The sequence below is a fragment of the Mesorhizobium sp. SEMIA396 genome, assembly GCF_024518615.1.
Lineage (GTDB): Bacteria > Pseudomonadota > Alphaproteobacteria > Rhizobiales > Rhizobiaceae > Mesorhizobium.
In genome coordinates, this window is the sequence record NZ_JANIFC010000002.1 from 881724 (window position 1) to 905057 (window position 23334).

20 protein-coding genes are annotated in these 23334 nt (G+C 62.7%); 12 read left to right on the top strand and 8 right to left on the bottom strand.

Going from position 1 to position 23334, the window contains the following annotated elements; translation table 11 throughout:
- Positions 1-75: 75 nt before the first annotated feature.
- The 3 genes from NP503_RS09360 to tyrS form a co-directional block, all read right to left on the bottom strand.
- Positions 76-1377 (bottom strand): hypothetical protein, encoded by a 1302-nt coding sequence (locus NP503_RS09360; RefSeq protein WP_127270917.1) that lies wholly within the window; start codon positions 1375-1377, stop codon positions 76-78.
- 190 nt (positions 1378-1567) lie between these two features.
- Entirely contained in the window at positions 1568-2689 is a 1122-nt protein-coding gene (locus tag NP503_RS09365; RefSeq protein WP_127270919.1) for a PAS domain-containing protein, read from the bottom strand.
- A gap of 200 nt (positions 2690-2889) precedes the next feature.
- On the bottom strand, positions 2890-4143 hold the full coding sequence (gene tyrS, locus NP503_RS09370; protein ID WP_127270921.1) for a tyrosine--tRNA ligase: 1254 nt from the start codon (positions 4141-4143) through the stop codon (positions 2890-2892).
- 288 nt (positions 4144-4431) lie between these two features.
- On the opposite strand from tyrS, the gene NP503_RS09375 reads away from it, so the two are divergent.
- Both NP503_RS09375 and NP503_RS09380 read left to right on the top strand, forming a co-directional pair.
- Positions 4432-6075: a glycosyltransferase family 39 protein gene (locus tag NP503_RS09375; RefSeq protein WP_127268787.1), complete on the top strand. Its 1644-nt coding sequence runs from the start codon at positions 4432-4434 to the stop codon at positions 6073-6075.
- A 45-nt stretch (positions 6076-6120) separates the two neighbouring features.
- Complete coding sequence (locus NP503_RS09380; protein WP_127268786.1) at positions 6121-6951, top strand: phosphatase PAP2 family protein; 831 nt, start codon at positions 6121-6123, stop codon at positions 6949-6951.
- A gap of 11 nt (positions 6952-6962) precedes the next feature.
- On the opposite strand, the gene NP503_RS09385 is transcribed toward NP503_RS09380, so the two are convergent.
- Both NP503_RS09385 and NP503_RS09390 read right to left on the bottom strand, forming a co-directional pair.
- Positions 6963-7613 (bottom strand): FMN-binding negative transcriptional regulator, encoded by a 651-nt coding sequence (locus tag NP503_RS09385; protein ID WP_127268785.1) that lies wholly within the window; start codon positions 7611-7613, stop codon positions 6963-6965.
- Positions 7614-7634: 21 nt separating this feature from the next.
- A complete protein-coding gene (locus NP503_RS09390) occupies positions 7635-8309 on the bottom strand; it encodes an alpha/beta hydrolase (protein WP_023669128.1) in 675 nt (224 codons plus the stop codon).
- A 236-nt stretch (positions 8310-8545) separates the two neighbouring features.
- Between NP503_RS09390 and NP503_RS09395 the strand changes: the two genes are divergently transcribed.
- From NP503_RS09395 to sufA, 7 genes are all read left to right on the top strand, one after another.
- Positions 8546-9709 carry a cysteine desulfurase family protein gene (locus tag NP503_RS09395; RefSeq protein ID WP_127268784.1) on the top strand — a complete coding sequence of 388 codons (1164 nt, stop codon included), beginning with the start codon at positions 8546-8548 and terminating at the stop codon, positions 9707-9709.
- A 187-nt stretch (positions 9710-9896) separates the two neighbouring features.
- Complete coding sequence (gene sufB / locus NP503_RS09400; protein ID WP_027037002.1) at positions 9897-11414, top strand: Fe-S cluster assembly protein SufB; 1518 nt, start codon at positions 9897-9899, stop codon at positions 11412-11414.
- Between the two features lie 25 nt (positions 11415-11439).
- The gene (gene sufC / locus NP503_RS09405) at positions 11440-12195 is read left to right on the top strand and encodes a Fe-S cluster assembly ATPase SufC (protein WP_023810312.1); all 756 of its coding nucleotides are present in this window, start codon (positions 11440-11442) and stop codon (positions 12193-12195) included.
- 19 nt (positions 12196-12214) lie between these two features.
- A complete protein-coding gene (gene sufD / locus NP503_RS09410) occupies positions 12215-13483 on the top strand; it encodes a Fe-S cluster assembly protein SufD (RefSeq protein WP_127270923.1) in 1269 nt (422 codons plus the stop codon).
- A 4-nt stretch (positions 13484-13487) separates the two neighbouring features.
- A complete protein-coding gene (locus NP503_RS09415) occupies positions 13488-14732 on the top strand; it encodes a cysteine desulfurase (protein WP_127270925.1) in 1245 nt (414 codons plus the stop codon).
- Positions 14733-14753: 21 nt separating this feature from the next.
- On the top strand, positions 14754-15146 hold the full coding sequence (locus NP503_RS09420) for an SUF system Fe-S cluster assembly protein (protein ID WP_127270728.1): 393 nt from the start codon (positions 14754-14756) through the stop codon (positions 15144-15146).
- A gap of 100 nt (positions 15147-15246) precedes the next feature.
- Positions 15247-15627 carry a Fe-S cluster assembly scaffold SufA gene (gene sufA, locus NP503_RS09425; protein ID WP_013532156.1) on the top strand — a complete coding sequence of 127 codons (381 nt, stop codon included), beginning with the start codon at positions 15247-15249 and terminating at the stop codon, positions 15625-15627.
- 23 nt (positions 15628-15650) lie between these two features.
- On the opposite strand, the gene NP503_RS09430 is transcribed toward sufA, so the two are convergent.
- Positions 15651-16148 carry a GFA family protein gene (locus NP503_RS09430; RefSeq protein ID WP_127270730.1) on the bottom strand — a complete coding sequence of 166 codons (498 nt, stop codon included), beginning with the start codon at positions 16146-16148 and terminating at the stop codon, positions 15651-15653.
- 90 nt (positions 16149-16238) lie between these two features.
- Here NP503_RS09430 and NP503_RS09435 point away from each other — a divergent pair, with 90 nt between their 5' ends.
- Positions 16239-16562 carry a TfoX/Sxy family protein gene (locus tag NP503_RS09435; protein ID WP_127270731.1) on the top strand — a complete coding sequence of 108 codons (324 nt, stop codon included), beginning with the start codon at positions 16239-16241 and terminating at the stop codon, positions 16560-16562.
- 187 nt (positions 16563-16749) lie between these two features.
- Here the strand turns inward: NP503_RS09435 and NP503_RS09440 are convergent, their stop codons facing one another.
- Entirely contained in the window at positions 16750-17667 is a 918-nt protein-coding gene (locus NP503_RS09440) for a pseudouridine-5'-phosphate glycosidase (protein WP_127270928.1), read from the bottom strand.
- A 75-nt stretch (positions 17668-17742) separates the two neighbouring features.
- Positions 17743-18687, bottom strand: coding sequence for a carbohydrate kinase family protein (locus tag NP503_RS09445; RefSeq protein ID WP_127270930.1), 945 nt, complete (start codon positions 18685-18687; stop codon positions 17743-17745).
- 277 nt (positions 18688-18964) lie between these two features.
- Between NP503_RS09445 and recA the strand changes: the two genes are divergently transcribed.
- Together recA and alaS are read left to right on the top strand one after the other, a co-directional pair.
- Complete coding sequence (recA, locus tag NP503_RS09450) at positions 18965-20065, top strand: recombinase RecA (protein WP_027036993.1); 1101 nt, start codon at positions 18965-18967, stop codon at positions 20063-20065.
- 297 nt (positions 20066-20362) lie between these two features.
- Positions 20363-23029, top strand: coding sequence for an alanine--tRNA ligase (alaS, locus tag NP503_RS09455; protein WP_127270932.1), 2667 nt, complete (start codon positions 20363-20365; stop codon positions 23027-23029).
- The last annotated feature ends 305 nt before the right edge of the window (positions 23030-23334 follow it).

Below are 23334 nucleotides of genomic sequence, written 5' to 3' on the forward strand. Positions count from 1 at the left end.
CGGATCATGGTCGCCGCGCGCAAAGTGTCAAATCAACCGGTCCGTCGCTTCGGCACCGCAAGGCGGCGGGGATGGTCAGTTGATTGCCTGTTGGAAGTTGCTTGAGCCGGAATTAGCCGAGTACAGGATACCGTTCTTGCCGAGCCAGTATGTGCCGCTGGCAACGTTCTCCCAGTAGAAACCCGTAGTGCCGACGCCGATGGTCGTTCCGCCGACAAACCCTTCGAAGGCGCTCGCCGATGACGAATATTGGTATTGGCCAAGATTGTTGTACACGGCGGCGTTGCCGACGCTGTCGAACCTGACATATCCGAGATCGTCGGAGCCGTTGCCGTATCTGTTGTAGTGAGGATCGTCCGCAAGGGTGATCCGGTTTCCGTTCGCCATGAAGAACGTGCATCCGGGCGTTGGCTCGACACTCTGGCATGGCACGTCGAACACAGTCTTGAACGGGGAATTGATCTCGGTGGAAACCGCCGCGCGGGCCGTCTTGGGAACGCCCGGCATCGTCATTTCAGCATATTGCATCTGGCGGTCGAGGCGGTTGATGAGGCCACCGCTTTCCTGCGAAGCGTGCGGTCCAAAATCCATCGACAGTTTCGCGCCCAGATAGGCGCCTTGCGTCATCCCGTCACGATAGCCGGCGTAGACGCTTGCCGTCATGTCGTTGTCGAAGGCATAGCCCAATCCGATCTGCGCGCCCGCGCCGAAATTGGGCGAGGTCCAGGCCGTTCCCTCGATCGAGGTCTTGCCGAACGCCTTGCTGAAATCAACCTTTGCGAACAGCCCGTCATCGCCATTGTCGATGGCACGCTCGTAGCCGATCCTGGCGCCTAATCTCAGGGTCGGATCGAGATAGGTTTCGAAGCCGGGCGCAACCCGAACGCCGCTCGCGCCGTCGAAGCGCGTCTTCGCGAAGGGCTCGTCAATCAAAATGGCGGACGGGCTGTTCCAGCCATCGACACCGAGAGAAACCGTGGTCGCCGCGCTCAGGCGCAGGTCGAGCGAGCTGGCAAGGCTCCAGGTTTCGACACTCTTGTCTGTCGTCAGGCCGAACAGCTGATCGGCATCCTCGCGGACGAATTGTCCGGTAACCTGCACGGCGAGCAGTTCGCCCAGGTTCGCCGCACCGCCAACCATCAGCCGCGCGACGCCGTTTCCCTTCTCCGCGGCCATGCCGAAGGCTACCGGAAGGTCGGAGAATGCAGCGACGATCCTGGCATTCAGCCGCTGCTGGTTGTCGTCTTCCGAAACCTGCCCGTTTACGACCAGGCGGACCGATTTCTGCGAGGGCTCCGGCGTTTGCTCCTGAGCGCCGGTCGGGAAGGCTCCCGCGATCCAGGCCACGGCCGCCGCCATCATCTTGCCTGTTCTCATTTTCGTCCCCAAGCCTGCGTCGGGCTTCCCCAGAGCCAACGTTGCAACGTTGGTCAGATCGCCTGTTTCGACGACTTATGCTCGGTGGACGGATTCCTCGCATCACCCATTTGGGCTATGCGGCCGCAGGAACGGCCTGAAAATCAAAGTCTTAGCTAGAGCTTGCTTCGAGGCGGCGGTGCCTGTCGCTCTAGTGGCGCAGGATCAGGGCGGCGAGCTGGCTTTGGCGACGGGTCTCGGTCTTGGCAAAGACGGACTTCAACTGCGCCCTGACCGTGTGAATGCTGACGTCGCGGCTGTCCGCATGGTCGCGCAGCGAGATGCCTTGGGCGATGGCCACGGCCAGCTCCGATTCAGCCGGTGTCAGCCCATAGCCGGGCAATGCAGCGACGGAAGGCTGCGGCGTCGGCTGGTTGCGCAGGACCAGCATTGCAATCGGAAGGTCCTCGAAAATCTGATCGAACATTGTTTGCGTGGTTCTGTGGGCGAGCGGCACGATCATCGCGCGCATCGGCGAACCGGCCGCCCGACGAACGGGGAAGCTGCCTGGAATTGCGGGAAAATCCGCTCTCGCTATCGCGGCCAGGGCAATCCGCAGGGTCGTATCGGCCCTCGGATCCTTGAGGTGCAGGTGCCCGTCGCGGTCGACGGCGAGGAAAGACGCGTCCTTGCGCATCGCCGTTCCGGCACGGTTGCAGTGGGTGATACGCCCGGCTCTGTCGATGAACAGCACAGCGTCGGTCGATGTCTCAAGAGTGGCGCGATAGTCTTCTCCCTCCACCTGGTGCGGGATGTGCCGCATCAACTCGAACGAGCGGGTGATATGCGGCCCAAGCAGGTCAAACGTCCTGTTTACCCGCGCCCGCACGAGATCATGGTTGCGCAGGCGAATATTGCCCGAAAGGAAGAGCATCCTGTCCGATGAGCGATGCAGCGCAACGGCGCTCGCGGACACCAGACTCTGGCTACGCAGACAGTCATTGTAGAACTCGGTTTTGAGAAGTTTGTCCGGGTCGTATATTTCTTCCGATTGAACAAGCTTGCCGATCGGGGCGATAGCCATTCCGTTCGCCCAGACGTTGATCGTCGCATAGTCTCGCACATAGGAATCAATAAATTCCGGCGCAGCCCCGGACGCAAGCAAGCCCAGGCTTGCTCGCGCGACGGTATCATGCGCATGCAGGCAAATGAGCGTGTCGTCCAGATGGCCTGACAGGTCCCCGACGAACGCGGACCATTTGTGCGGGTTGATGCCTGCCTCGTAGACCGTGTGGATAAGGCTGTTGAAGTCGTCGAGCGTGATCTCAGGCAAGGTCGGTGCTCCGCAAACCATAGCTGGCGGCGGGAGCGGACGCATCGCCTGGGCGTGCTCGTGCGTTATGCTTGCGTGGATTGATCTTCACAGGCGGCCCCCCGGCGCATGGACGATGCATTCAACGCAATTTATGCGCCCAAGACGGAGCCGTCAAACGCTGATCCTGACAAGCGGTTGGCTCGGTCCCACCGTGCGGATCAGGTAGGCCGTACCAGAATGTGTTTTTTCTTTCCCAGAGAAAGCTTTACGACGTTTTCCGGACTCAAATCCTGAGGAGTCACCAGGCGGCGCTCGTCGCTCACCGGCTCGTCGTTCAGGCGCACGGCACCGCCCTGCACATGCCGCCGCGCTTCGCCGTTCGACGCCGCCAGTCCGGCGGTGACCAGCAGCGACAGGATACCGACGCCGGTTTCAAGCGCCGTTTTGTCGACCTCGACGGTCGGCAGCGACTCCGCGAGCGCGCCTTCCTCGAACGTCTTGCGCGCCGTATCGCTGGCTTGCTCGGCGGCTGCACGGCCATGCAGCAGGGCGGTGATCTCGGTGGCGAGGATCTTCTTGGCCTCATTGATCTCGGATCCGCCGAGCCGTTCGAGTCGCGCCACCTCGTCCAGCGGCAGCGTCGTGTAGAGCTTCAGGAAGCGCGCGACGTCGGCATCCTCGGTGTTGCGCCAGTACTGCCAGAATTCGTAGGGGCTCAGCATCTCCGCATCGAGCCAGACCGCGCCCGAAGCCGACTTGCCCATCTTGGCGCCCGACGAGGTGGTGAGCAGCGGCGTGGTCAGCGCATAGAGCTGCGCGTCCTCCATGCGGCGGCCGAGATCGATACCGTTGATGATGTTGCCCCATTGGTCGGAGCCGCCCATCTGCAGGCGGCAGCCGAGACGCTTGTAGAGTTCGACGAAATCATAGGCCTGCAGGATCATGTAGTTGAATTCGAGGAACGACAGCGACTGCTCGCGATCGAGCCGCAGCTTGACGGAATCGAACGCCAGCATGCGGTTGACGGAAAAGTGACGGCCGACATCGCGCAGGAAATTGACGTAGTTGATCTCCATCAGCCAGTCGGCGTTGTTGACCATGATGGCGTCGTTCGGACCGCTGCCGAATTTGAGGTAGGGCATGAAGTTGCGGCGGATGCCAGCCAGATTGTCTTCGATGTCCTGCGGGGTCAAAAGCTTGCGCGCCTCGTCCTTGAAGGACGGGTCGCCGATCATCGAGGTGCCGCCGCCCATCAGCGCGATCGGCCGGTGACCGGTCTGCTGAAGCCAGTGCAGCATCATGATCTGGATCAGCGAGCCGGCGTGCAGGCTCTTGGCGGTGGCGTCGAAGCCGATATAGGCCGTCACCGTTTCCTTGGCGAAGATAGTGTCGAGACCGGCATCATCCGAAGTCTGGTGGATGAAACCGCGCTCGCTCATCGTGCGCAGGAAATCCGATTTGAAGGCAGGCATTTTTTCTTTCCCGAAAGCGTCCGGCCAGCGTGGCTCGGGTGTGCATGAACGCGGGCGTTTAGCATCCAAGCGCGATCAGCAAAAGTGGTTTCCGGTTTTGCGACTGATCGTGCGCCAGACAAAGGTCCAGCGATCAGCAAAAGTGGTTTCCGGTTTTGGTGCCCGCGCGGATGGCATTTGCGAATCCTTGCTTCGTCGTTTGGGCTGGCGTATTGAGGCGCCGCGCAGGGCAGGGCCTGAGGCGCCGCGACGGGGCCATCCCGCAGATCAGATCCGGAAAGCTCCGCGATGAACAGGAACTATCTTTTTCTCTTTCTGTTCAGCGTGCTGATGACTTTCAGCGGACTGGCGAGCCTTCCACCCGTCGACCGGGACGAATCCCGTTTTGTCCAGGCCACCAAGCAGATGGTCGAAACCTCCGACTATGTCGACATCCGTTTTCAGGATGCCTCGCGCTACAAGAAGCCGATCGGCATCTACTGGCTGCAATCGGCGGCCGTGGCGCTGAGCGGCGAGGGGGCGGCGGCGCCGATCTGGGTCTACCGCCTCGTCTCCATGCTTGGCATTGCCTTGGCCGTCGTCGGCATTGCCTGGACAGGCACCAAGCTGTTCGGGGCCAATGCCGGTCTCGCCGCCGGCCTGATGATGGCGGCGATCTTCGCCACCGCCTTCGAGGGGCGTGACGCCAAGACCGACGCCATGCTGCTGGCCTGCTGCGTGGCGGCGCAAGGCGCGCTCGCTCAGATCTATCTGGCATCGCGCCGCAACGAACCGGTAGCGGCCCATCTGCCGTGGATATTCTGGGCCGCTCAAGGCCTTGGAATCCTTATCAAGGGGCCGGTGGCTCCGCTGTTGTCGGTGCTGACGGTCGCCGCCCTGTTTGCCTTCGAGCGCGACTGGCGCTGGCTCCTGAAGCTGAAGCTCGTGCGCGGTGTCGCCCTGGTGCTGTTCATCGTGCTGCCCTGGGTCGCCCTCATCACTTGGAAGAGCGGCGGCGCCTTCCTCAGTGATGCCGTCGGCAAGGACATGATGGCCAAGGTCGCCTCGGGCGAGGAATCGCACGGCCTGCCGCCGGGCTTCTACATGCTGACCTATTCCTTGTTCATGTGGCCGTTCGGTCTGATCGCGGTTGGCGCCGGGCTGCAGGCCCTCAACCGGTTGCGCGACGATCCGCGGCTGCGTTTCTGCCTCGCCTGGTACATTCCGTTCTGGCTGGTGTTCGAACTGATCCCGACCAAGCTGCCGCACTATGTCCTGCCGGCCTATCCCGGCATGGCGCTGCTGATCGGTTGGCTGTTGACCTTGCCGCCCCAGGAGGCGAATGCGCCGCTCAGGCGCTGGCAGGATTGGTTGTGGTGGTCGACCGCATTCGGTCTTGCCGTGGTCAGCCTTGGCCTGGCGGCGGTCTGCGTCGGAGCGCCGATCTATCTCACCGGCGCCTTCTCCTGGTGGAGCATCCCGGCCGCCGCGGCGGCGCTGGCGGCAGGATATTTCGCTTTTTCGCGACAGCTGCAAGTGCCGCTCTCCCGCATCGGCACAATCGCCGTCTGCGCGGGCATCACCTATGGACTGTTGTTCGGCGTCATCGCGCCTTCGCTGAAACCGATCTGGCTGAGCCCGGCGATCGAGGCGGCGTTCCAGGCCAACAGGCCTTGCGACACCACGGTGCTCGCTTCGGCGGAATATCACGAGCCGAGCCTGGTGTTCCTGGTCGGCACCAAGACCGTCCTGACCGATGTCGATGGCGTCGCCAAGCATCTGCTCGGCGATCCTGCCTGCGCCCTGGCTCTGGCGCAGGTCGGCGACGAGCAGAAACTGAATGGGTTGCTGGCGGCGCAAGGCAAGTCGGCGAACCGCGTTGCCGAGGTCGACGGCCTCAACTATTCGTCGGGAGACAAGCTGTCGCTCGGCCTCTATCGTGTAACCCAGTGACGGCTCGCCGATGCCCATGACGGCGACAATGGGGTCGAATTTCCTATGCTGGTGAAATCACGCCCGCCCGTTTCGAGCCTGCTCCTTGGGGTAGGGCGCCGGTCGCTCGACAATTTTCGCGATACGATGCAGATCGCCAAAAGCCGCCTTGCCACCCGCCCGGCCAGATACCCGAACGTTTTGTGGTCGGTCTGGGTGCTGGTCTGGGTTTTGCTGACGGCGGCAGCGTTTGTTCGTCTCGACACCCCGGCCGGAATGCTTCACGGCAAGTGGTCGGCGGGATTTGCCCGGACTGCCGACTTTTTCACCCAGTTCGGCCTGGGTGGCTGGTATCTCATTCCCTCAGTGCTTCTGCTTGTCGCCGCCAACCTGACGGATTGGCGAAGCCTCTCGCGGCGCTCGCTGATGCTGCTCTACAACTGGACCTGCCTGGCTTTTCTGGTGCTGTGCGCCACCGGCCTGTCGGGGATCGCCGTCAATGTGCTGAAATATGCCATTGGCCGGGCTCGCCCCCTCTATTACGAGGACTTTGGCGTGCTGACCCTGCACCCCTTCGCTTTCGATGCGCGCTTCGCCGGCTTTCCGTCCGGCCATGGTACGACGATGGGCGCGGTGTTCGGGGTCGCTTTGCTGTTGTTTCCGCGGCGCTGGTACATCGCCCTGGCGATCACCGCTTGTATCGCCTCGACCCGTATCTTCGTTGGCGCGCACTATCCCAGCGACACCGTCGCCGGCTTCGGCCTTGGCTGCGGCTTCGCGCTCGCCTGCGGGCTGGTCTTTGCCCGGCTCGGCTTCATTTTCCGGCCGATGCCGTCGGGACTGCCGGTCCGCAAGAGAACGTTTCGGCTGATCGGACCGACAAGGAAGGCTGCCTGAGCATTCGAAGTTCAGTTGCCGTCCAGTCCGCCATAGGATCTGACCAGGCCGGCCATGCCGGGCGACTGGTGGTCTTCGCTTTCCAGCCCCTGTGCAACGCCGACGCGATCGGCGACCGGCCGGTTCTGGCTGACCTTCCACTTGCCGTGGATTTCGCTGATCTCGATTTCCAGCCCGATAATGCCCTTGATCTGCGACTGGATGAAGGGCTCCGGCGCATCGGTCACCGCCCAGGGTGCGGCGCGGGCGCCTTCCTGGGATATGGTCAGATCGGCGATCTGCTGCGCCAGCCAGTCCTGATCATCCATCACCTTGACGGTGCCGCGAACCTGCACGATGGCGTAATTCCAGGTCGGCACCACCTTGCCGGTCTCGCGCTTGGTCTCGTACCAGGACGGCGTCACATAGGCATCGCTGCCCTGGAAGACGATCAGCACGGGGGATGCCGGGTTGTCGGCCAACAGGCGCCATTGCGGGTTGGCCCGCGCCAGATGGGCGCGCAGCGTGCCGTTAGGCCCGATTTCCGCGTCGAGCAGGAACGGGACAGCGTTGGCGACCGGCCCATCGGGCCCGTTGGAAACCAACAGGCCCAGCGGATGCGTCCGGATCAGCCCGTGCAGGATTTCCGGCCGCGTTTCCCTGAAATGAGGAGGTTCGTACATCGCCGTCCGTTCTTGCCTTGTTTATCTCAGCCGCTTCGGACGCGGATCCGACAATTCGCCGGCCAGCCGGCGGTCGAGATAGTCGGCGCATTCCTCGAGCAGCAGGTCGGCATCGTTGGCGAAGAAATGGTTGGCGCCGGGCAAGGTCTTTTGCGTGATGGTGATGCCCTTCTGCGTGTGCAGCTTGTCGACCAGGCCCTGCACATCCTTCGGCGGCGCCACCTTGTCGGCATCGCCATGGATGATCAGGCCCGATGACGGGCAGGGCGCCAGGAACGAGAAATCATAGGTGTTGGGCTGCGGCGCGATCGAAATGAAGCCTTCGATCTCCGGCCGGCGCATCAGAAGCTGCATGCCGATCCAGGAGCCGAAGGAGTAGCCGGCGACCCAGCAGCTCTTGGAATCGGGATGCAGCGACTGCACCCAGTCCAAAGCGGCGGCGGCGTCCGACAGCTCGCCGGTGCCATGGTCGAACTCGCCCTGGCTGCGGCCGATGCCGCGGAAATTGAAGCGAAGCGTGGTGAAATCCCGCTTCTGGAACATGTAGAAGAGGTCGTAGACGATCTTGTTGTTCATCGTGCCGCCGAATTGCGGGTGCGGGTGCAGGACGATGGCAATCGGCGCGCTCTTTTCCTTGGAAGGCTGATAGCGACCCTCCAGGCGGCCGGCAGGACCGGTGAAAATGACCTCAGGCATAAAATACTCCACTTGGTAATACGAACGCGCGGTGCCTGGAACGTTTCCTCTGGCCTTGACGCAGGGCGAGCGTCTTCTTAGAAGCTAGTTTAGAATTGTTCAAAACTGAGTGGCAAGACATCGAGCCCGGCCACCCGCGCCGCAAGCCGCGTAAATAGGACGGCTCGCCTTGGAATTTCAAGGAAATAACGCCATACGACAGCGGAATGGCTTCTGACGGGATTTGACGGACGAAAATGGCCGGAATACGCGCCTATCTCGACTACAATGCCAGTGCGCCGCTGCTTGCCGTGGCCCGCGAGGCTATGGTCGCGGCCCTTGACGTCGCGGCCAATCCGTCATCGGTTCACGCCGAGGGGCGCGCGGCCCGCCGCCTGATCGAGACCGTCAGGCGTGACGTGGCGGCGCTAGTCAACGCCAAGGCGGAGCATGTCGTGTTCACCTCCGGTGCCACGGAAGCAGCCTCGACGCTGCTGTCACCCGACTGGCAGATGGGGCGCGGCACGGTGCGTATGAGCCGGCTTTACGTGTCGGAGGCCGATCATCCCTGCCTGTTGAACGGCGGACGGTTCCCCGCAGCGCAGGTGACGCGGATCGGCGTCGACGCCAACGGCATTGCCGATCTCGGCGCCTTGGAGTCGGCGCTCGGCGGTCACGACAAGAGCGAGGGCCTGCCGCTGGTCGCAATCCACGCCGCCAACAACGAGACCGGCGTCATCCAGCCGATCGATCGTATCGCCGCGATCGTCAAGGCGGCGGGCGGCATCCTCATTGTCGACGCCGTGCAGGCCGTAGGGCGTGTTTCGACCGATCTATCAGCGGGTTACGCCGATTATCTGATTCTGTCCTCGCACAAGATCGGTGGACCCAAGGGCGTCGGCGCCATCGTCGCGGCTTCCGATTTGATGATGCCGAAGCCGCTGATCAATGGCGGTGGCCAGGAAAAGGGCCATCGCGGCGGAACTGAGAACCTCGCCGCCATTGCCGGTTTCGGCGCCGCCGCACGCGAGGCGCTTGCCGGATTGCCGGCCATGGATGCGGTGCGCCAGCGCCGCGACGAGATCGAGGCCATCGTCAAATCGCTGGTGCCGGACGCGGAAATCTTTGGAACCGGTGCGCCAAGGCTTGCCAATACGGCATTCTTCGCTATTGCGGGCGTCAAAGCCGAAACCGCGCAGATCGCCTTCGATCTGGCCGGTGTAGCGCTGTCGGCCGGCTCTGCCTGTTCGTCGGGCAAGGTCGGACCGAGCCATGTGCTGAAAGCCATGGGCTACGGTGACAGTCTCGGCGCCTTGCGGGTGTCGATCGGACCGGCGACCGGCGCGGAAGACGTTGAGCTTTTCCGCACCGCGCTTGCGGGTATTGCCGCACGAAGGGCGGATAGAGAACGGGCCGCGTAGCGGTTGGACGAATTTGGGCCTTTCGGCCTGGTAGAGCCGTGCGTTTCATGCTGGCCGGGTGAATTCCCGGTCGAAGCGCACTATATTAAACTTACGCTGCCGCGAGCACCTCTTCGGGGTTCGTTTTTGGCGGTGCCATAGTTTGAAAACTGTCGGGCCTTGACCCCGGCGTGGATGGAGAACGCTTATGCCTGCTGTGCAGGACACGATCGATCGGGTCCGAAAGATCGACGTCGACCAATACAAATACGGATTCCAGACCGAAATCGCTGTCGATAAGGCCCCCAAGGGCCTCAGCGAAGATATCATCCGTTTCATTTCGGCCAAGAAGGACGAACCGTCCTGGATGCTGGAATGGCGTCTGGAAGCGTATCGCCGCTGGCTGACGCTTGACGAGCCGACTTGGGCGCGCGTCCACTATCCCAAGATCGATTTCCAGGACATCTACTTCTACGCGGCGCCCAAGAGCACGCCCGGCCCGACTTCGCTGAGCGATGTCGATCCCGAACTCTTGAAGGTCTACGAGAAGCTCGGCATTCCGCTGCGCGAGCAGGAAATCCTTGCCGGCGTGCAGAAGACCGACGCCTCGGAACTCGAGGAAGTCAGCGACAATGTCTACAAATCGGGCCGCGTCGCCGTCGATGCCGTGTTCGATTCCGTCTCCGTCGTCACCACCTTCAAGAAGGAGCTGGCGCAGGCCGGCGTCATCTTCTGCTCGATCTCGGAAGCCATCCGCGAGCATCCGGAGCTGGTGAAGAAATATCTCGGCTCGGTCGTGCCGACCTCAGACAATTACTACGCCACGCTGAATTCGGCTGTGTTCACCGACGGCTCGTTCGTCTTCGTGCCCAAGGGCGTGCGCTGCCCGATGGAGCTGTCGACCTATTTCCGCATGAACGAGAAGAACACCGGCCAGTTCGAGCGCACGCTGATCATCGCCGAGGAGGGGGCTTACGTCTCCTATCTCGAGGGCTGCACGGCGCCGCAACGCGACGAGAACCAGTTGCACGCGGCGGTCGTCGAACTGGTAGCGCTCGACGATGCCGAGATCAAATATTCCACGGTGCAGAACTGGTACCCCGGCGACGCCGAGGGCAAGGGCGGCATCTACAACTTCGTCACCAAGCGCGGCGACTGCCGTGGCGACCGCTCGAAGATTTCGTGGACGCAGGTCGAGACCGGTTCGGCGATCACCTGGAAATATCCGAGCTGCATCCTGCGCGGTGACGATTCCCAAGGTGAGTTCTATTCGATTGCGGTATCGAACGGCTATCAGCAGGTCGACAGCGGCACCAAGATGATCCACCTCGGCAAGAACACGTCGAGCCGCATCATCTCCAAGGGCATCGCCGCCGGCTTCTCGCAGAACACCTATCGCGGCCAGGTCTCGGCGCACCGCAAGGCGACCAACGCCCGCAACTTCACCAACTGCGACTCGCTGCTGATCGGCGACCAGTGCGGCGCGCACACCGTGCCATACATGGAAGCCAAGAACTCGACGGCGCAGTTCGAGCACGAAGCGACGACCTCGAAGATTTCCGAGGACCAGAAATTCTACGTCATGCAGCGCGGCATCCCCGAAGAGGAAGCAATTGCGCTGATCGTCAATGGTTTCGTCAAGGACGTCATCCAGCAGCTGCCGATGGAATTCGCCGTCGAAGCGCAGAAGCTGATTGGGATTAGCCTTGAGGGCTCGGTCGGCTGACCGGACAAATATTCAGGAAACAAGAATGCTTGAAATCAGAAACCTGCACGCCCGCATCGTCGATGACGGCACCGAAATCATCCGTGGCTTGAACCTGACGGTGAAAGCCGGCGAGGTTGCCGCGATCATGGGGCCGAACGGCTCGGGAAAATCGACGCTGTCCTACATCCTCGCCGGCCGCGAGGACTATGAGGTGACCGAAGGCGACATCCTCTACAACGGCCAGTCGATCCTCGAAATGGATCCGGCCGAGCGCGCCACGTCAGGCATTTTCCTCGCCTTCCAGTATCCGATGGAGATACCGGGCGTGGCCACCATGGAATTCCTGAAAGTGGCGATGAACGAGCAGCGCAAGGCGCGTGGCGAAGAGCCGCTGAAGATCCCGGAATTTTTGAAGCGCGTGAAGGAAGCCGCCGCCTCGCTCAGCATGGACATGGCGATGCTCAAGCGGCCGCTCAATGTCGGCTTCTCCGGCGGCGAGAAGAAGCGGGCAGAGATTCTGCAGATGAAGCTGCTGGAGCCGAAACTGTGCGTGCTCGACGAGACCGATTCCGGCCTCGATATCGATGCGCTGAAGATCGTGTCCGACGGCGTCAACGCGCTGCGGGCGCCGGACCGGGCGTTCTTGGTCATCACCCACTACCAGCGCCTGCTTGAGCACATCGTGCCCGACACCGTGCACGTGCTCTACAAGGGCCAGGTCATCAAGTCCGGCGACAAGTCGCTGGCGCTCGACCTGGAAGCCAATGGCTATGCCGGCGTGATCGGCGAAGCCGCGTGAGATGCCAGAGGTAATACCGATGAACATGCACACACAACCGCAGCGGACACCGGCCGAGACAGCGTTGATCGACGCGTTCGGCGACCGGCTGTCGCTGCTGCCGGGTGACGGCGCGGTGATGCTGAAGCGCGACGACGCCATCGAGACGATCAAGCACGGCCTGCCGACGCGGCGTGTCGAATCCTGGCATTACACCGACCTGCGCCGGTTGCTGAATACCGTGCCGGACTTCGACCCCGCCGCCATGGCCAAAGCCGTTGCACCGATCGTCGACGGTTCCACCGTGGTGTCGATCCTGAACGGCAAGTCGGACGCCAAAGTGCCGGTTCTTGAAGGCGTTTCTTTCCAGCGCCTGTCGGAAAAGCTGATCGACGGCAGCGCAGCAGCTGGGCTCGATCCCTATGGCAGCGACGACGCCATCGGCGCGCTGAACACGGCTTTCGTCGCCGACGGGTATTTTGTCGACATCGCCGATGGTGTGGAACTTGAAAAGCCGGTCGAGCTGCAGAACCTGCAGGCTGGCGGCCAGACCCATGTGCGCCTGCGAGTGCGTGTCGGCGCCGGCGCCAAGGCCGTCATCGTCGAACGTCAGACGGGTGACGGCGCTGCCTTGGGCAGCTCGGTCAGCCAGCTCGTGCTCGGCGAGGGCGCCGAGGTGACGTGGCTGATCGTCCAGGAGCAGCCGGAAACGGCGGCGCATCTGGCGCAGTTCAAGGCCCATATCGGCAAGAATGCGAAACTGACGTTGTTTGTCATGAACGCCGGCGGCAGACTGGTGCGCCAGGAGATCATGGTCAGGACGACTGGCGAAGGCGCCGATTTCAAGCTGCGCGGCATCAACCTCCTGGCCGGCGACACCCATACCGACGTGACCATGGTGCTCGACCACGCCGTGCCGCACACGACCTCGACGGAAGTCATCCGCAACGTGGTGACGGGCAAGGCGCGCGGCGTCTTCCAGGGTCGCATCAACGTCCATCAATATGCGCAGAAGACCAACGCCAAGATGGCCTGCAACACGCTGCTGCTGTCGGACGACGGCGAGTTCTCGACCAAGCCCGAGCTTGAAATCTTCGCCGACGACGTGATTTGCGGCCACGGCGCGACGGTCACCGAGATCGACCATAACCATCTGTTCTACCTGATGGCGCGCGGCGTCGACGAGAAAAGCGCGCGGGGCTTGCTCGTCAAGGCCTTCGTCGCCGAGGTGATCGAGGAACTTGACGACGAGGCAATCGTCGAAGCGCTGGAGGCGCGGCTCGACGGCTGGTTCGCGGCGCACGGGTGATTTGATGAACGCACCGGGCAAGATCGGAGATTTCTACGACGTCGAAGCGATCCGCCGCGATTTCCCGATCCTGTCGCGGGAAGTCTATGGCAAGCCGCTGGTCTATCTCGACAATGGCGCCTCGGCACAAAAGCCGCAGGCGGTGCTGGACACAATCCAGCATGCCTATTCCCAGGAATACGCCAACGTCCATCGCGGCCTGCATTTTCTCTCGAACGCCGCGACCGATGCCTACGAAAAGGCGCGAGAGACGGTGCGCCGCTTCCTCAATGCGCCGAGCACCGACAACATCATCTTCACCTCGAACACGACTTCGGCCATCAACACGGTCGCCTATGGCTATGGCATGCCCAACATCGGCGAGGGCGACGAGATCGTGCTGTCGATCATGGAGCACCACTCCAACATCGTTCCCTGGCATTTCATCCGCGAGCGGCAGGGCGCCAAACTGGTCTGGGTGCCGGTCGACGATCTCGGCGTCTTCCACATCGAGGAATTTGAAAAGCGGCTGACCAGCAAGACAAAGCTCGTTGCCATTACCCACATGTCGAACGCGCTTGGCACTGTGACGCCGATCAAGGAAATCGTGCGCATTGCGCATTCGCGCGGAATTCCGGTGCTGGTCGACGGCAGTCAGAGCGCCGTGCATATGCCTATCGACGTGCAGGATCTCGACTGCGACTTTTTCGTCTTCACCGGGCACAAGGTTTATGGCCCGTCGGGCATCGGCGTGCTCTACGGCAAGAAGGACATTCTCGCTGGCATGCGGCCCTTCATGGGCGGCGGCGAGATGATCGAGGAGGTGACGGAAGACATCGTCACCTACAACGAGCCGCCGCACCGCTTCGAGGCCGGCACGCCGCCGATCGTCCAGGCGATCGGGCTGGGTGCCGCGCTCGACTATATGGAAACGATCGGCCGCGAGCGCATTGCCGCCCATGAGGAAGACCTCAAGAACTACGCGCATGAGCGGCTGCGCTCCATCAATTCGCTGCGCATCTTCGGTGATGCGCCCGGCAAGGGCGCCATCATCTCGTTCGAACTGCAAGGCATTCATGCGCATGACGTGTCGATGGTGATAGACAGGCAGGGCGTTGCGGTGCGGGCGGGCACGCATTGCGCCCAGCCGCTGTTGAAACGCTTCGGCGTAACCTCCACATGCAGGGCATCGTTCGGCATGTATAATACCAGGGCCGAAGTCGACGCTTTGGCCGAGGCGCTTGAAAAAGCGCGCAAATTCTTCGGATGACGAGTTTTTTGGGTGACGACCATGGATGATGCAAGCATCGCTGCCGAGACCACTCCGGAAACCGCGCCCAATACGCTGGTTTCGGGATCAGCCATTCCAGCCGACGAACTGGCGCGGCTGACCGACGACATCGTCTCGGCGCTGAAGACGGTCTACGATCCGGAAATCCCGGCCGATATCTACGAGCTCGGCCTGATCTACAAGATCGACATCGAGGACAATCGCTCGGTCAAGATCGACATGACGCTGACCGCTCCGGGCTGCCCTGTCGCCGGCGAAATGCCCGGCTGGGTCGAAAATGCCGTCGGCGCCGTCGAAGGCGTGTCCGGCGTCGAGGTCAACATGACCTTCGACCCGCCGTGGTCGGCCGACCGCATGTCGGAAGAGGCGCAGGTCGCGGTGGGTTGGTACTAGCGTTGGGCCTGGCATACTTGCGCCAGGGGTAAAACTTCACCATTTTAGGTGAGGAATCATTCGGCAGGCCTTGAACCTGCATGGAATGGAAGGAAAAAGAATGGGACGCTTTGCCGTCATCACGATGACCGAAAAGGCCGCCGACCGGGTGCGCGAGATTGTCGCCACGCGTGACAATGCGCACGGCATCCGCCTCGGCATCAAGAAGGGCGGCTGCGCGGGCATGGAATATACGGTCGATCTGGTGACCGAGCCCAATACCAAGGACGACCATATCGAGCGCGACGGCGCGCATGTCTATGTGGCGCCCGAGGCAGCGCTATTCCTGTTCGGCACCGAGATGGATTTCGAGCAGACGACGCTGCGCACCGGCTTCACCTTCCACAATCCGAACCAGAGTTCGGCCTGCGGCTGCGGCGAATCCGTCGAACTGAAGCCGGCCGACCTGAAGGCGCTGGCAGAGGCACGCGCCTCCGCCTGACCCTCCTTCGCCCGTTTACGGGGCTAATCCACCCACATGCCCGTGCGCTTGTGCCAGTCGGCGATCGATTCCTCGGGATAGACGTCGAAGACCTTGTCATGCTTGCCAACCACCGGCTCCACCCAGTTCGCCTTGTATTTCAGCATGAGGTGCACCTTGCTTGGCGGAATGGGTAAATCGCTGTCGATCGCCGAAGCGAAGGGATGCACCAGCTCCGGCCATGTCGGGTCGTAGAGCCAAAGGGCTGATCCACATTTCTTGCAGAAATTGCGCTCGCCGGTCGAGATTTCGCAATGCGGATGCTCGTCGTCCTCGATCTCCGCCCGAAAGACGCCGAGGCTGCGCTTGCCCCTGATGTTCAGTGTTTCGTTGTCGGCACCGAGATTGATGGCAAACCCGCCGCCGCCCTGCTGCTTGCGGCAGATCGAGCAGTAGCACAGCATGAATGGCGCCGGCGTGTGGCTCTCCACCTCGAAACGGACGGCATTGCAGCGGCAGGAGCCTTTGAGCAGCACGGGCATAGCGGGAACTCCGATCGACCTCACACAACCTGTCAGCATGATTTTGGTTGCGGCGATGACAAGGCCAAACGCCGGTGACATGATCGCGGCATGGACAATGAACGCATCGCCGAACTGTTCGAAGGCCTCGGCCCGGTCAGCATCCGAAAACTGTTCGGCGGCAAGGGCATCTATTTCGACGGTGTCATCGTCGCCATCGTGCTGCGTGGCGAATTGCTGTTGAAGGCCGACGAGCAAAGCGTGCCCGAGTTCGAGGCCGCCGGCTGCACGCAATGGACCTATACCGGCTCGCGCCACGGCAAGCTGGTCGCCATGCCCTACTGGAGCGTTCCAGACAGCGCTTTCGATGATCCCGACGAGATGACGATCTGGGCACGCCGGGCCTATGAGGCGGGGCGACGGGCGGGGAAGTAGATTCCCGCAAGCGCGAGGCCACCCCCTCATCCGTCCGCTTCGCGGCCACCTTCTCCCCGAGGGGAGAAGAGGTCGACGTCGGCGCTGCAAGCTCCTCTCCCCTCGGGGAGAGGTCGGATTGCCCCGAACTGTTCTTTGCAATTCGGTCTTGGGAATCCGGGTGAGGGGGAACCTTCGCTGCGTGACCCTAAAGCGCCTTCGCAATCCTCGCCGCCAGCCGCGCATTATTCTCGACCAGCGCGATGTTCGTCTTCAGGCTCCTGCCGCCAGTCAGTTCGAGAATCTTTCCCAGCAGGAACGGCGTCACCGCCTTGCCGGTCACGTTGAGCGCCTCGGCGGCCTTCTGCGCGGCCTCGATATAGCCGGCCATCTCCTCAGCCGGGATTTCGTGGTTTTCCGGCACCGGATTGGCAATCAGCATGCCACCGGCGAGCCCCAGCGCTGCCCTCGTCTGGTAGAAATGCGCGATCTCTTCCGGCTCGTGCAAGGTCAGCGGCGCGCGGAACGGCGAATGCCTGGACCAGAAGGCCGGCATCGTCTCGCAGCCAAGGCCGACCACCGGCACGCCGCGCGTCTCCAGCACTTCCAGCGTCTTTTCGATGTCGAGAATGGCCTTGGCGCCGGCCGAGACGACGATGACCGGCGTGCGCGCCAGCTCGTCGAGATCGGCGGAAATGTCAAAACTCTTTTCGGCGCCCTTGTGCACGCCGCCGATGCCGCCGGTGGCGAACACTTTTATGCCGACCATATGCGCCGCGATCATCGTGGCGGCGACCGTGGTGCCACCGGTGCGCCCTTGCGCCACGGCAAAACCGAGATCGGCGCGCGACAGCTTCATGGCGTCGCCCGTCATCGCCAGCGATTCGCGCTCGCCGTCCGAAAGCCCGATCTTGATGCGGCCGCCAACCACGGCGATCGTCGCCGGCACGGCGCCGCCATCGGTGATGATCTTTTCGACGTCGGCCGCCATGGCGCCATTGTCGGGGTAGGGCATGCCATGGGTGATGATGGTGCTTTCCAGCGCCACCACCGGCCGGCCGGCAGCCAGAGCCTGCGCCACCGGCGCGTGGATGTCGATGAGGGGGCGGGCGGTCTCAGGGGTCATCAGGGTCTCCAATCCGGAATGCGGCGCGTCCGTCGGGACACCAGGCAACATCGCGGCACTATGAATTCGCCGGTCTCATGCCACTTCCCTGGCATCCGGCACAAGAGCCAGCGCTTCCGCGAAGCTTGAGGCGGTGAACTCGGGAACGGCGTTGGCGCTTTCGATGGCAAGCGTCGCCCCGGCGATGCCTTCGCGCAGGGCCACCCGCAGCGGCAGTCCGCGCAGCAAGGCAGCGACCGTTGCGCCCGCCAGCGCATCACCGGCCCCGGTGACGTCAGCGACCTTTCGGGGATTGGGCGGCATGATCGAAAAGGCGCCTGTTTCATCGAACCCCAGCACGGGCGCGTCGCCTGCCGTGACCACGCCACTGACGAGGCCGCTGCATCGCAACCCGTCGACGACCTCGCGCTCCCTGGCATTCGCGGCGACGCCGGCCAGCACCATGGCCTCGCGCCGGTTCATGAAGACCAGCGAGAGCTCCTTCAGCACCGGTATCAGCCGCACCACCTTGGCCGGCGAGATGGCAATGGCGAAAACCGGCTTGCCCGCGGCGAGCGCGACCAGCCGTTCCAGCGCCGCCGTCGGCAGGTTGGCGTCGCAGAACACGGCATCGGCGGCCGCGATTGCTTCGCGCACCCTGGAGCGGCGAATCTGTTTGGGAAAGGCCAACTCATAGAGCGCCATGTCGGCAAAGCCGACGATCAGCTCGCCTTCGCTGTCGATCAGCGCCGTGTAGCTCGGCGTCGTGCGGTCGAGGAAGACCGCCGACAGGTCGGTAATGCCTGTCTCGGCGATGGCTCGCGAAACGGTATCGGCAGCGGCATCGCCGCCGCGAACCGACATCAGCGACGCGGAGACGCCGCGCCGCACGGCGCTGCGCAAAGCATTGAAGACGCCGCCGCCGACATCCTCGCGCATTGTGCCCGGATTGGAGGCGGCAGGCACGTAAGCGCCGGACACCTGGCCGCGTCGGTCGATATGGGCGCCGCCTATGGCCAGTATTTTCGCGGATTTCAGCATGCCGGCGATATGACCTTTGTTATTCCAGCCGCACAAGCGCTAGGTGCGACGGAGCTTCGCATGCGAGGCGGCGATTCGGCAGGTCGAAACAACGGAGCCGTCTGGCCCAACGTGCGGTGCATTCCTGATCGAATCCCTGGACAAAAAAAGAACAAATCCGGATATTGCTTGTTTTTCAGTTATTTGACCCCTCTTGCCAAATGAGAACAAAAAAGGTACAAATAGGCAGGGATTACGGATTGTCCGGCCTTCATTGACGACCAAGGGGTGATGTATCATGGCTCAGAATTCTTTGCGGCTGGTAGAGGACAAGGCAGTGGACAAATCAAAGGCTCTGGATGCGGCGCTGTCGCAGATCGAGCGGGCTTTCGGCAAGGGCTCGATCATGCGGCTCGGCGCCAACGATCAGGTCGTCGAGATTGAAACGGTGCCGACCGGCTCGCTTGGCCTCGACATCGCGCTTGGCGTCGGCGGCCTGCCGCGCGGCCGCATCATCGAAATCTACGGGCCGGAAAGCTCGGGCAAGACGACGCTTGCCCTGCACACCGTCGCCGAAGCCCAGAAGAAGGGCGGCATCTGCGCTTTCGTCGATGCCGAGCACGCGCTTGACCCGGTCTATGCCCGCAAGCTTGGCGTCGATCTCGAAAACCTTCTGATCTCGCAGCCTGACACTGGGGAGCAGGCGCTGGAAATCTGCGACACGCTGGTGCGCTCCGGCGCCATCGACGTGCTGGTGGTCGATTCGGTCGCGGCGCTGACGCCACGCGCCGAAATTGAAGGCGAGATGGGCGATTCGCTGCCCGGCCTGCAGGCCCGCCTGATGAGCCAGGCGCTGCGCAAGCTGACCGCGTCGATTTCGCGCTCCAACACCATGGTCATCTTCATCAACCAGATCCGCATGAAGATCGGCGTCATGTTCGGCTCGCCTGAAACCACCACCGGCGGCAATGCGCTGAAATTCTACGCTTCGGTGCGCCTCGACATCCGCCGCATCGGCTCGATCAAGGACCGCGACGAGGTCGTCGGCAACCAGACCCGCGTCAAGGTGGTCAAGAACAAGCTGGCGCCGCCCTTCAAGGTGGTCGAATTCGACATCATGTTTGGTGAGGGCGTGTCCAAAACCGGCGAACTGGTCGATCTCGGGGTCAAGGCTGGTATTGTCGAGAAGTCTGGCGCCTGGTTTTCCTATAACTCGCAGCGTCTCGGCCAGGGCCGCGAAAATGCCAAGCTGTTCCTGCGTGACAATCCCGACACGGCACGCGAGATCGAGTTGTCGATCAGGCAGAATGCCGGGCTGATCGCCGAAAAATTCCTCGAGAATGGCGGCCCTGAGCGCGGCGATGATGACGGTTTCGAGGAAGAATCCGGCGCGATGTAACAGCTTCGTGCGCGATGCCGGCCGGAGTTCGGCCATAATCGCGTTCTATTATCTCAGGCTTATGTAATCGAGTTCCGCGTTATTGCGTTTCGAAACCGCCGGCCCAGTGCCGGCGGTTTTGCGTTTCGGCGGCGGAACCAGGCCGGGTCGAACGGCCGGCAAAGGCCGTGGATTGGACCAATTCCGTGTTTCTGGACAGGGTGAAGCGCGGCGGCTAAAAGGCCAAGTCCTAATCTTCTAAAACGCAGAGCCCATTTCCGCCGGTTGGCCCGGCGGCTCTTCCAAAAAGGCAGCATCATGAGTGGCGTGAACGAAATCCGGTCGACATTTCTCGACTACTTCCGCAAGGAGGGTCACGAGATCGTCGCATCGAGTCCGCTGGTGCCGCGCAACGACCCGACGCTGATGTTCACCAACGCCGGCATGGTGCAGTTCAAGAACGTCTTCACCGGTCTGGAGAAGCGGCCCTATTCGCGCGCCTCGACCGCCCAGAAGAGCGTTCGCGCCGGCGGCAAGCACAATGATCTCGACAATGTCGGCTACACCGCGCGCCATCTGACCTTCTTCGAGATGCTCGGTAATTTCTCCTTCGGCGACTATTTCAAGGAGCGCGCCATCGAGCTTGCCTGGAACCTGATCACCAGGGAGTTCGGGCTGAACAAGGACAAGCTGCTGGTCACCGTCTATCACACGGATGACGAGGCGGCCGGCTTCTGGAAGAAGATCGCCGGTTTTTCCGACGACCGCATCATTCGCATCGCGACCTCGGACAATTTCTGGGCGATGGGCGACACCGGACCGTGCGGGCCGTGCTCTGAAATCTTCATCGACCGCGGCGAACACATCTGGGGCGGCCCTCCCGGCAGCCCGGAGGAGGATGGCGACCGTTTCCTCGAATTCTGGAACCTGGTGTTCATGCAGTATGAACAGGTGACGAAGGAGGAGCGCATCGACCTGCCGCGCCCCTCGATCGACACCGGCATGGGCCTGGAGCGGATGGCGTCCATCCTGCAAGGGGTGGAAAGCGTCTTCGAGACCGATCTGTTCCGTCACCTGATCGACGCGGCCTCGTCCGCGATCGGGCATGGTCCCGACAAGGAGACGGTCGCGTCCTACCGGGTCATTGCCGATCATCTGCGTTCGTCCTCCTTCCTGGTGGCGGACGGCGTGCTGCCTTCGAACGAAGGCCGGGGCTATGTCCTGCGCCGCATCATGCGCCGCGCCATGCGCCATGCGCAGCTGCTGGGTGCCAACGAACCGCTGATGTGGAAGCTGGTGCCGGCGCTGGTGCGCGAAATGGGCCAGGCCTATCCGGAGCTGCTGCGCGGCGAACAGTTGATCACCGAGACGCTGAAGCTCGAGGAGACCAGGTTTCGCAAGACGCTGGTGCGCGGCCTCGGCCTGCTCTCCGAGGCGACGGAGACGCTGCATGCCGGCGACATGCTGGACGGCGAAACGGCCTTCAAGCTCTACGACACTTACGGCTTCCCACTTGATCTGACGCAGGACGCGCTGCGCCAGCGCAGCATCTCGGTCGATCTTGCCGGCTTCACCAATGCGATGGAGCAGCAGAAGGCCGAGGCGCGAAAGCATTGGGCAGGCTCCGGCGACGCGGCGACCGAGACCATCTGGTTCTCCGTGCGCGAGAAGGCGGGCGCCACCGAGTTCCTCGGCTATGAGACTGAAGCTGCCGAAGGCATCATCCAGGCCCTGGTCAGGGACGGCAAGACCGTGGACAGCGCCGGCAAGGGCGACGCGGTGGCGATCGTCGTCAACCAGACCCCGTTCTATGCCGAGTCCGGCGGCCAGATGGGCGACACCGGCGTTATTTCAGGCGAGGGCTTCTCGATCGAGGTTTCCGACACGCAGAAGAAGGCCGATGGGCTATTCGTCCACATCGGCGAGGTGGCCAGCGGCACGGTCAAGACCGGTGTTGCCGTCGAGCTCAAAGTCGACCATGCGCGCCGCTCCAGGTTGCGCGCCAACCATTCCGCGACGCATCTGATCCATGAGGCGCTGCGCGAGGTGCTGGGCAGCCATGTCGCGCAGAAGGGCTCGCTGGTCGCGCCCGAGCGCCTGCGCTTCGACATCTCGCACAACAAGCCCATTTCACCGGAGGATCTCGAAGAGGTCGAGCGCATGGCCAACGAGATCGTCGTCCAGAACGGCCCGGTGTCCACGCGCCTGATGTCGGTCGACGATGCCATTGCCGAAGGCGCCATGGCGCTGTTCGGCGAGAAATACGGCGACGAAGTGCGCGTCGTGTCGATGGGCACCGGCGTTCACGGCGCCAAGGCCAACCGGCCCTATTCGGTCGAGCTTTGCGGCGGAACGCATGTCCGGGCGACTGGCGATATCGGCCTGGTGCGTGTCGTGTCGGACAGCGCGGTCGCCGCCGGCGTGCGCCGCATCGAGGCGCTGACCGGCGAAGCCGCGCGCAAACATCTCGACGAGCAGGATAGGCGGCTGAAGGCGGCGGCAGCGGTGCTGAAGATTTCACCGGCCGACGTGCCGGCGCGCGTCGAGACGCTGCTCGAAGAGCGCAAAAAGCTCGAGAAGGAACTGACCGAGGCGCGCAAGAAGCTGGCGCTGGGCGGGGGATCGTCAGCCGATGCTCCAGCCGCCAATGAGACGGTCGCCGGTATCGGCTTCCTCGGCAAGACGGTCTCCGGTGTCTCGCCGAAGGATTTGAAGCCGCTGGCCGATGCCGGCAAGAGCTCGCTCGGCTCCGGCGTCGTCGTCTTCGTCGGCGCCGGCGAAGACAACAAGGCAAGCGTCGTGGTGGCCGTCACCGACGACCTCATCGATCGCTTCAGCGCCGTCGACCTTGTCCGCGTGGCCTCCGCCGCATTGGGCGGGCAGGGCGGCGGCGGGCGGCCCGACATGGCCCAGGCCGGTGGCCCCGACGCTTCCAAGGCCGATGATGCGATTGCAGCAGTGAGGGCGGCACTCGAAGCGGCGTAGGCTAGTGGGCAGTTCAGGGGGGAGCCCTACCTTCCCAAGTAGCGCTGCCCCTCATCTGGCTGCCGCCATCTTCTCCCCGTAAACGGGGAGAAGGGCGCTTTCGTCGCGGCTTTCGCCAATCGCCAGCCTTGCAAAAAAAGAGGCGCCGGCGTTGCGGCCAGCCTCTTTCTCCCCGTTTTACGGGGAGAAATGCCCGGCAGGGCAATGAGCGACTATCTGTGGTGTCAAGTTGCATTGGCGAACTCCATGCGCGCATCGCGTGCTTTTGCATTGAGAATGACGAGGAGTTTTCGCGCCAGCGCCAT

Excerpts from the sequence above, each read along its gene's own strand:
- NP503_RS09420 (WP_127270728.1), top strand. The coding sequence starts at position 14,754 with ATGGATGATGCAAGCATCGCTGCCGAGACCACTCCGGAAACCGCGCCC.
- sufC (WP_023810312.1), top strand. The coding sequence starts at position 11,440 with ATGCTTGAAATCAGAAACCTGCACGCCCGCATCGTCGATGACGGCACC.
- NP503_RS09380 (WP_127268786.1), top strand. The coding sequence starts at position 6,121 with ATGCTGGTGAAATCACGCCCGCCCGTTTCGAGCCTGCTCCTTGGGGTA.
- alaS (WP_127270932.1), top strand. The coding sequence starts at position 20,363 with ATGAGTGGCGTGAACGAAATCCGGTCGACATTTCTCGACTACTTCCGC.
- NP503_RS09440 (WP_127270928.1), bottom strand. The coding sequence starts at position 17,667 with ATGACCCCTGAGACCGCCCGCCCCCTCATCGACATCCACGCGCCGGTG.
- NP503_RS09390 (WP_023669128.1), bottom strand. The coding sequence starts at position 8,309 with ATGCCTGAGGTCATTTTCACCGGTCCTGCCGGCCGCCTGGAGGGTCGC.
- NP503_RS09445 (WP_127270930.1), bottom strand. The coding sequence starts at position 18,687 with ATGCTGAAATCCGCGAAAATACTGGCCATAGGCGGCGCCCATATCGAC.
- NP503_RS09360 (WP_127270917.1), bottom strand. The coding sequence starts at position 1,377 with ATGAGAACAGGCAAGATGATGGCGGCGGCCGTGGCCTGGATCGCGGGA.
- NP503_RS09415 (WP_127270925.1), top strand. The coding sequence starts at position 13,488 with ATGAACGCACCGGGCAAGATCGGAGATTTCTACGACGTCGAAGCGATC.
- NP503_RS09435 (WP_127270731.1), top strand. The coding sequence starts at position 16,239 with ATGGACAATGAACGCATCGCCGAACTGTTCGAAGGCCTCGGCCCGGTC.
- sufB (WP_027037002.1), top strand. The coding sequence starts at position 9,897 with ATGCCTGCTGTGCAGGACACGATCGATCGGGTCCGAAAGATCGACGTC.
- NP503_RS09385 (WP_127268785.1), bottom strand. The coding sequence starts at position 7,613 with ATGTACGAACCTCCTCATTTCAGGGAAACGCGGCCGGAAATCCTGCAC.
- recA (WP_027036993.1), top strand. The coding sequence starts at position 18,965 with ATGGCTCAGAATTCTTTGCGGCTGGTAGAGGACAAGGCAGTGGACAAA.
- tyrS (WP_127270921.1), bottom strand. The coding sequence starts at position 4,143 with ATGCCTGCCTTCAAATCGGATTTCCTGCGCACGATGAGCGAGCGCGGT.
- NP503_RS09430 (WP_127270730.1), bottom strand. The coding sequence starts at position 16,148 with ATGCCCGTGCTGCTCAAAGGCTCCTGCCGCTGCAATGCCGTCCGTTTC.
- NP503_RS09395 (WP_127268784.1), top strand. The coding sequence starts at position 8,546 with ATGGCCGGAATACGCGCCTATCTCGACTACAATGCCAGTGCGCCGCTG.
- sufD (WP_127270923.1), top strand. The coding sequence starts at position 12,215 with ATGAACATGCACACACAACCGCAGCGGACACCGGCCGAGACAGCGTTG.
- sufA (WP_013532156.1), top strand. The coding sequence starts at position 15,247 with ATGGGACGCTTTGCCGTCATCACGATGACCGAAAAGGCCGCCGACCGG.
- NP503_RS09375 (WP_127268787.1), top strand. The coding sequence starts at position 4,432 with ATGAACAGGAACTATCTTTTTCTCTTTCTGTTCAGCGTGCTGATGACT.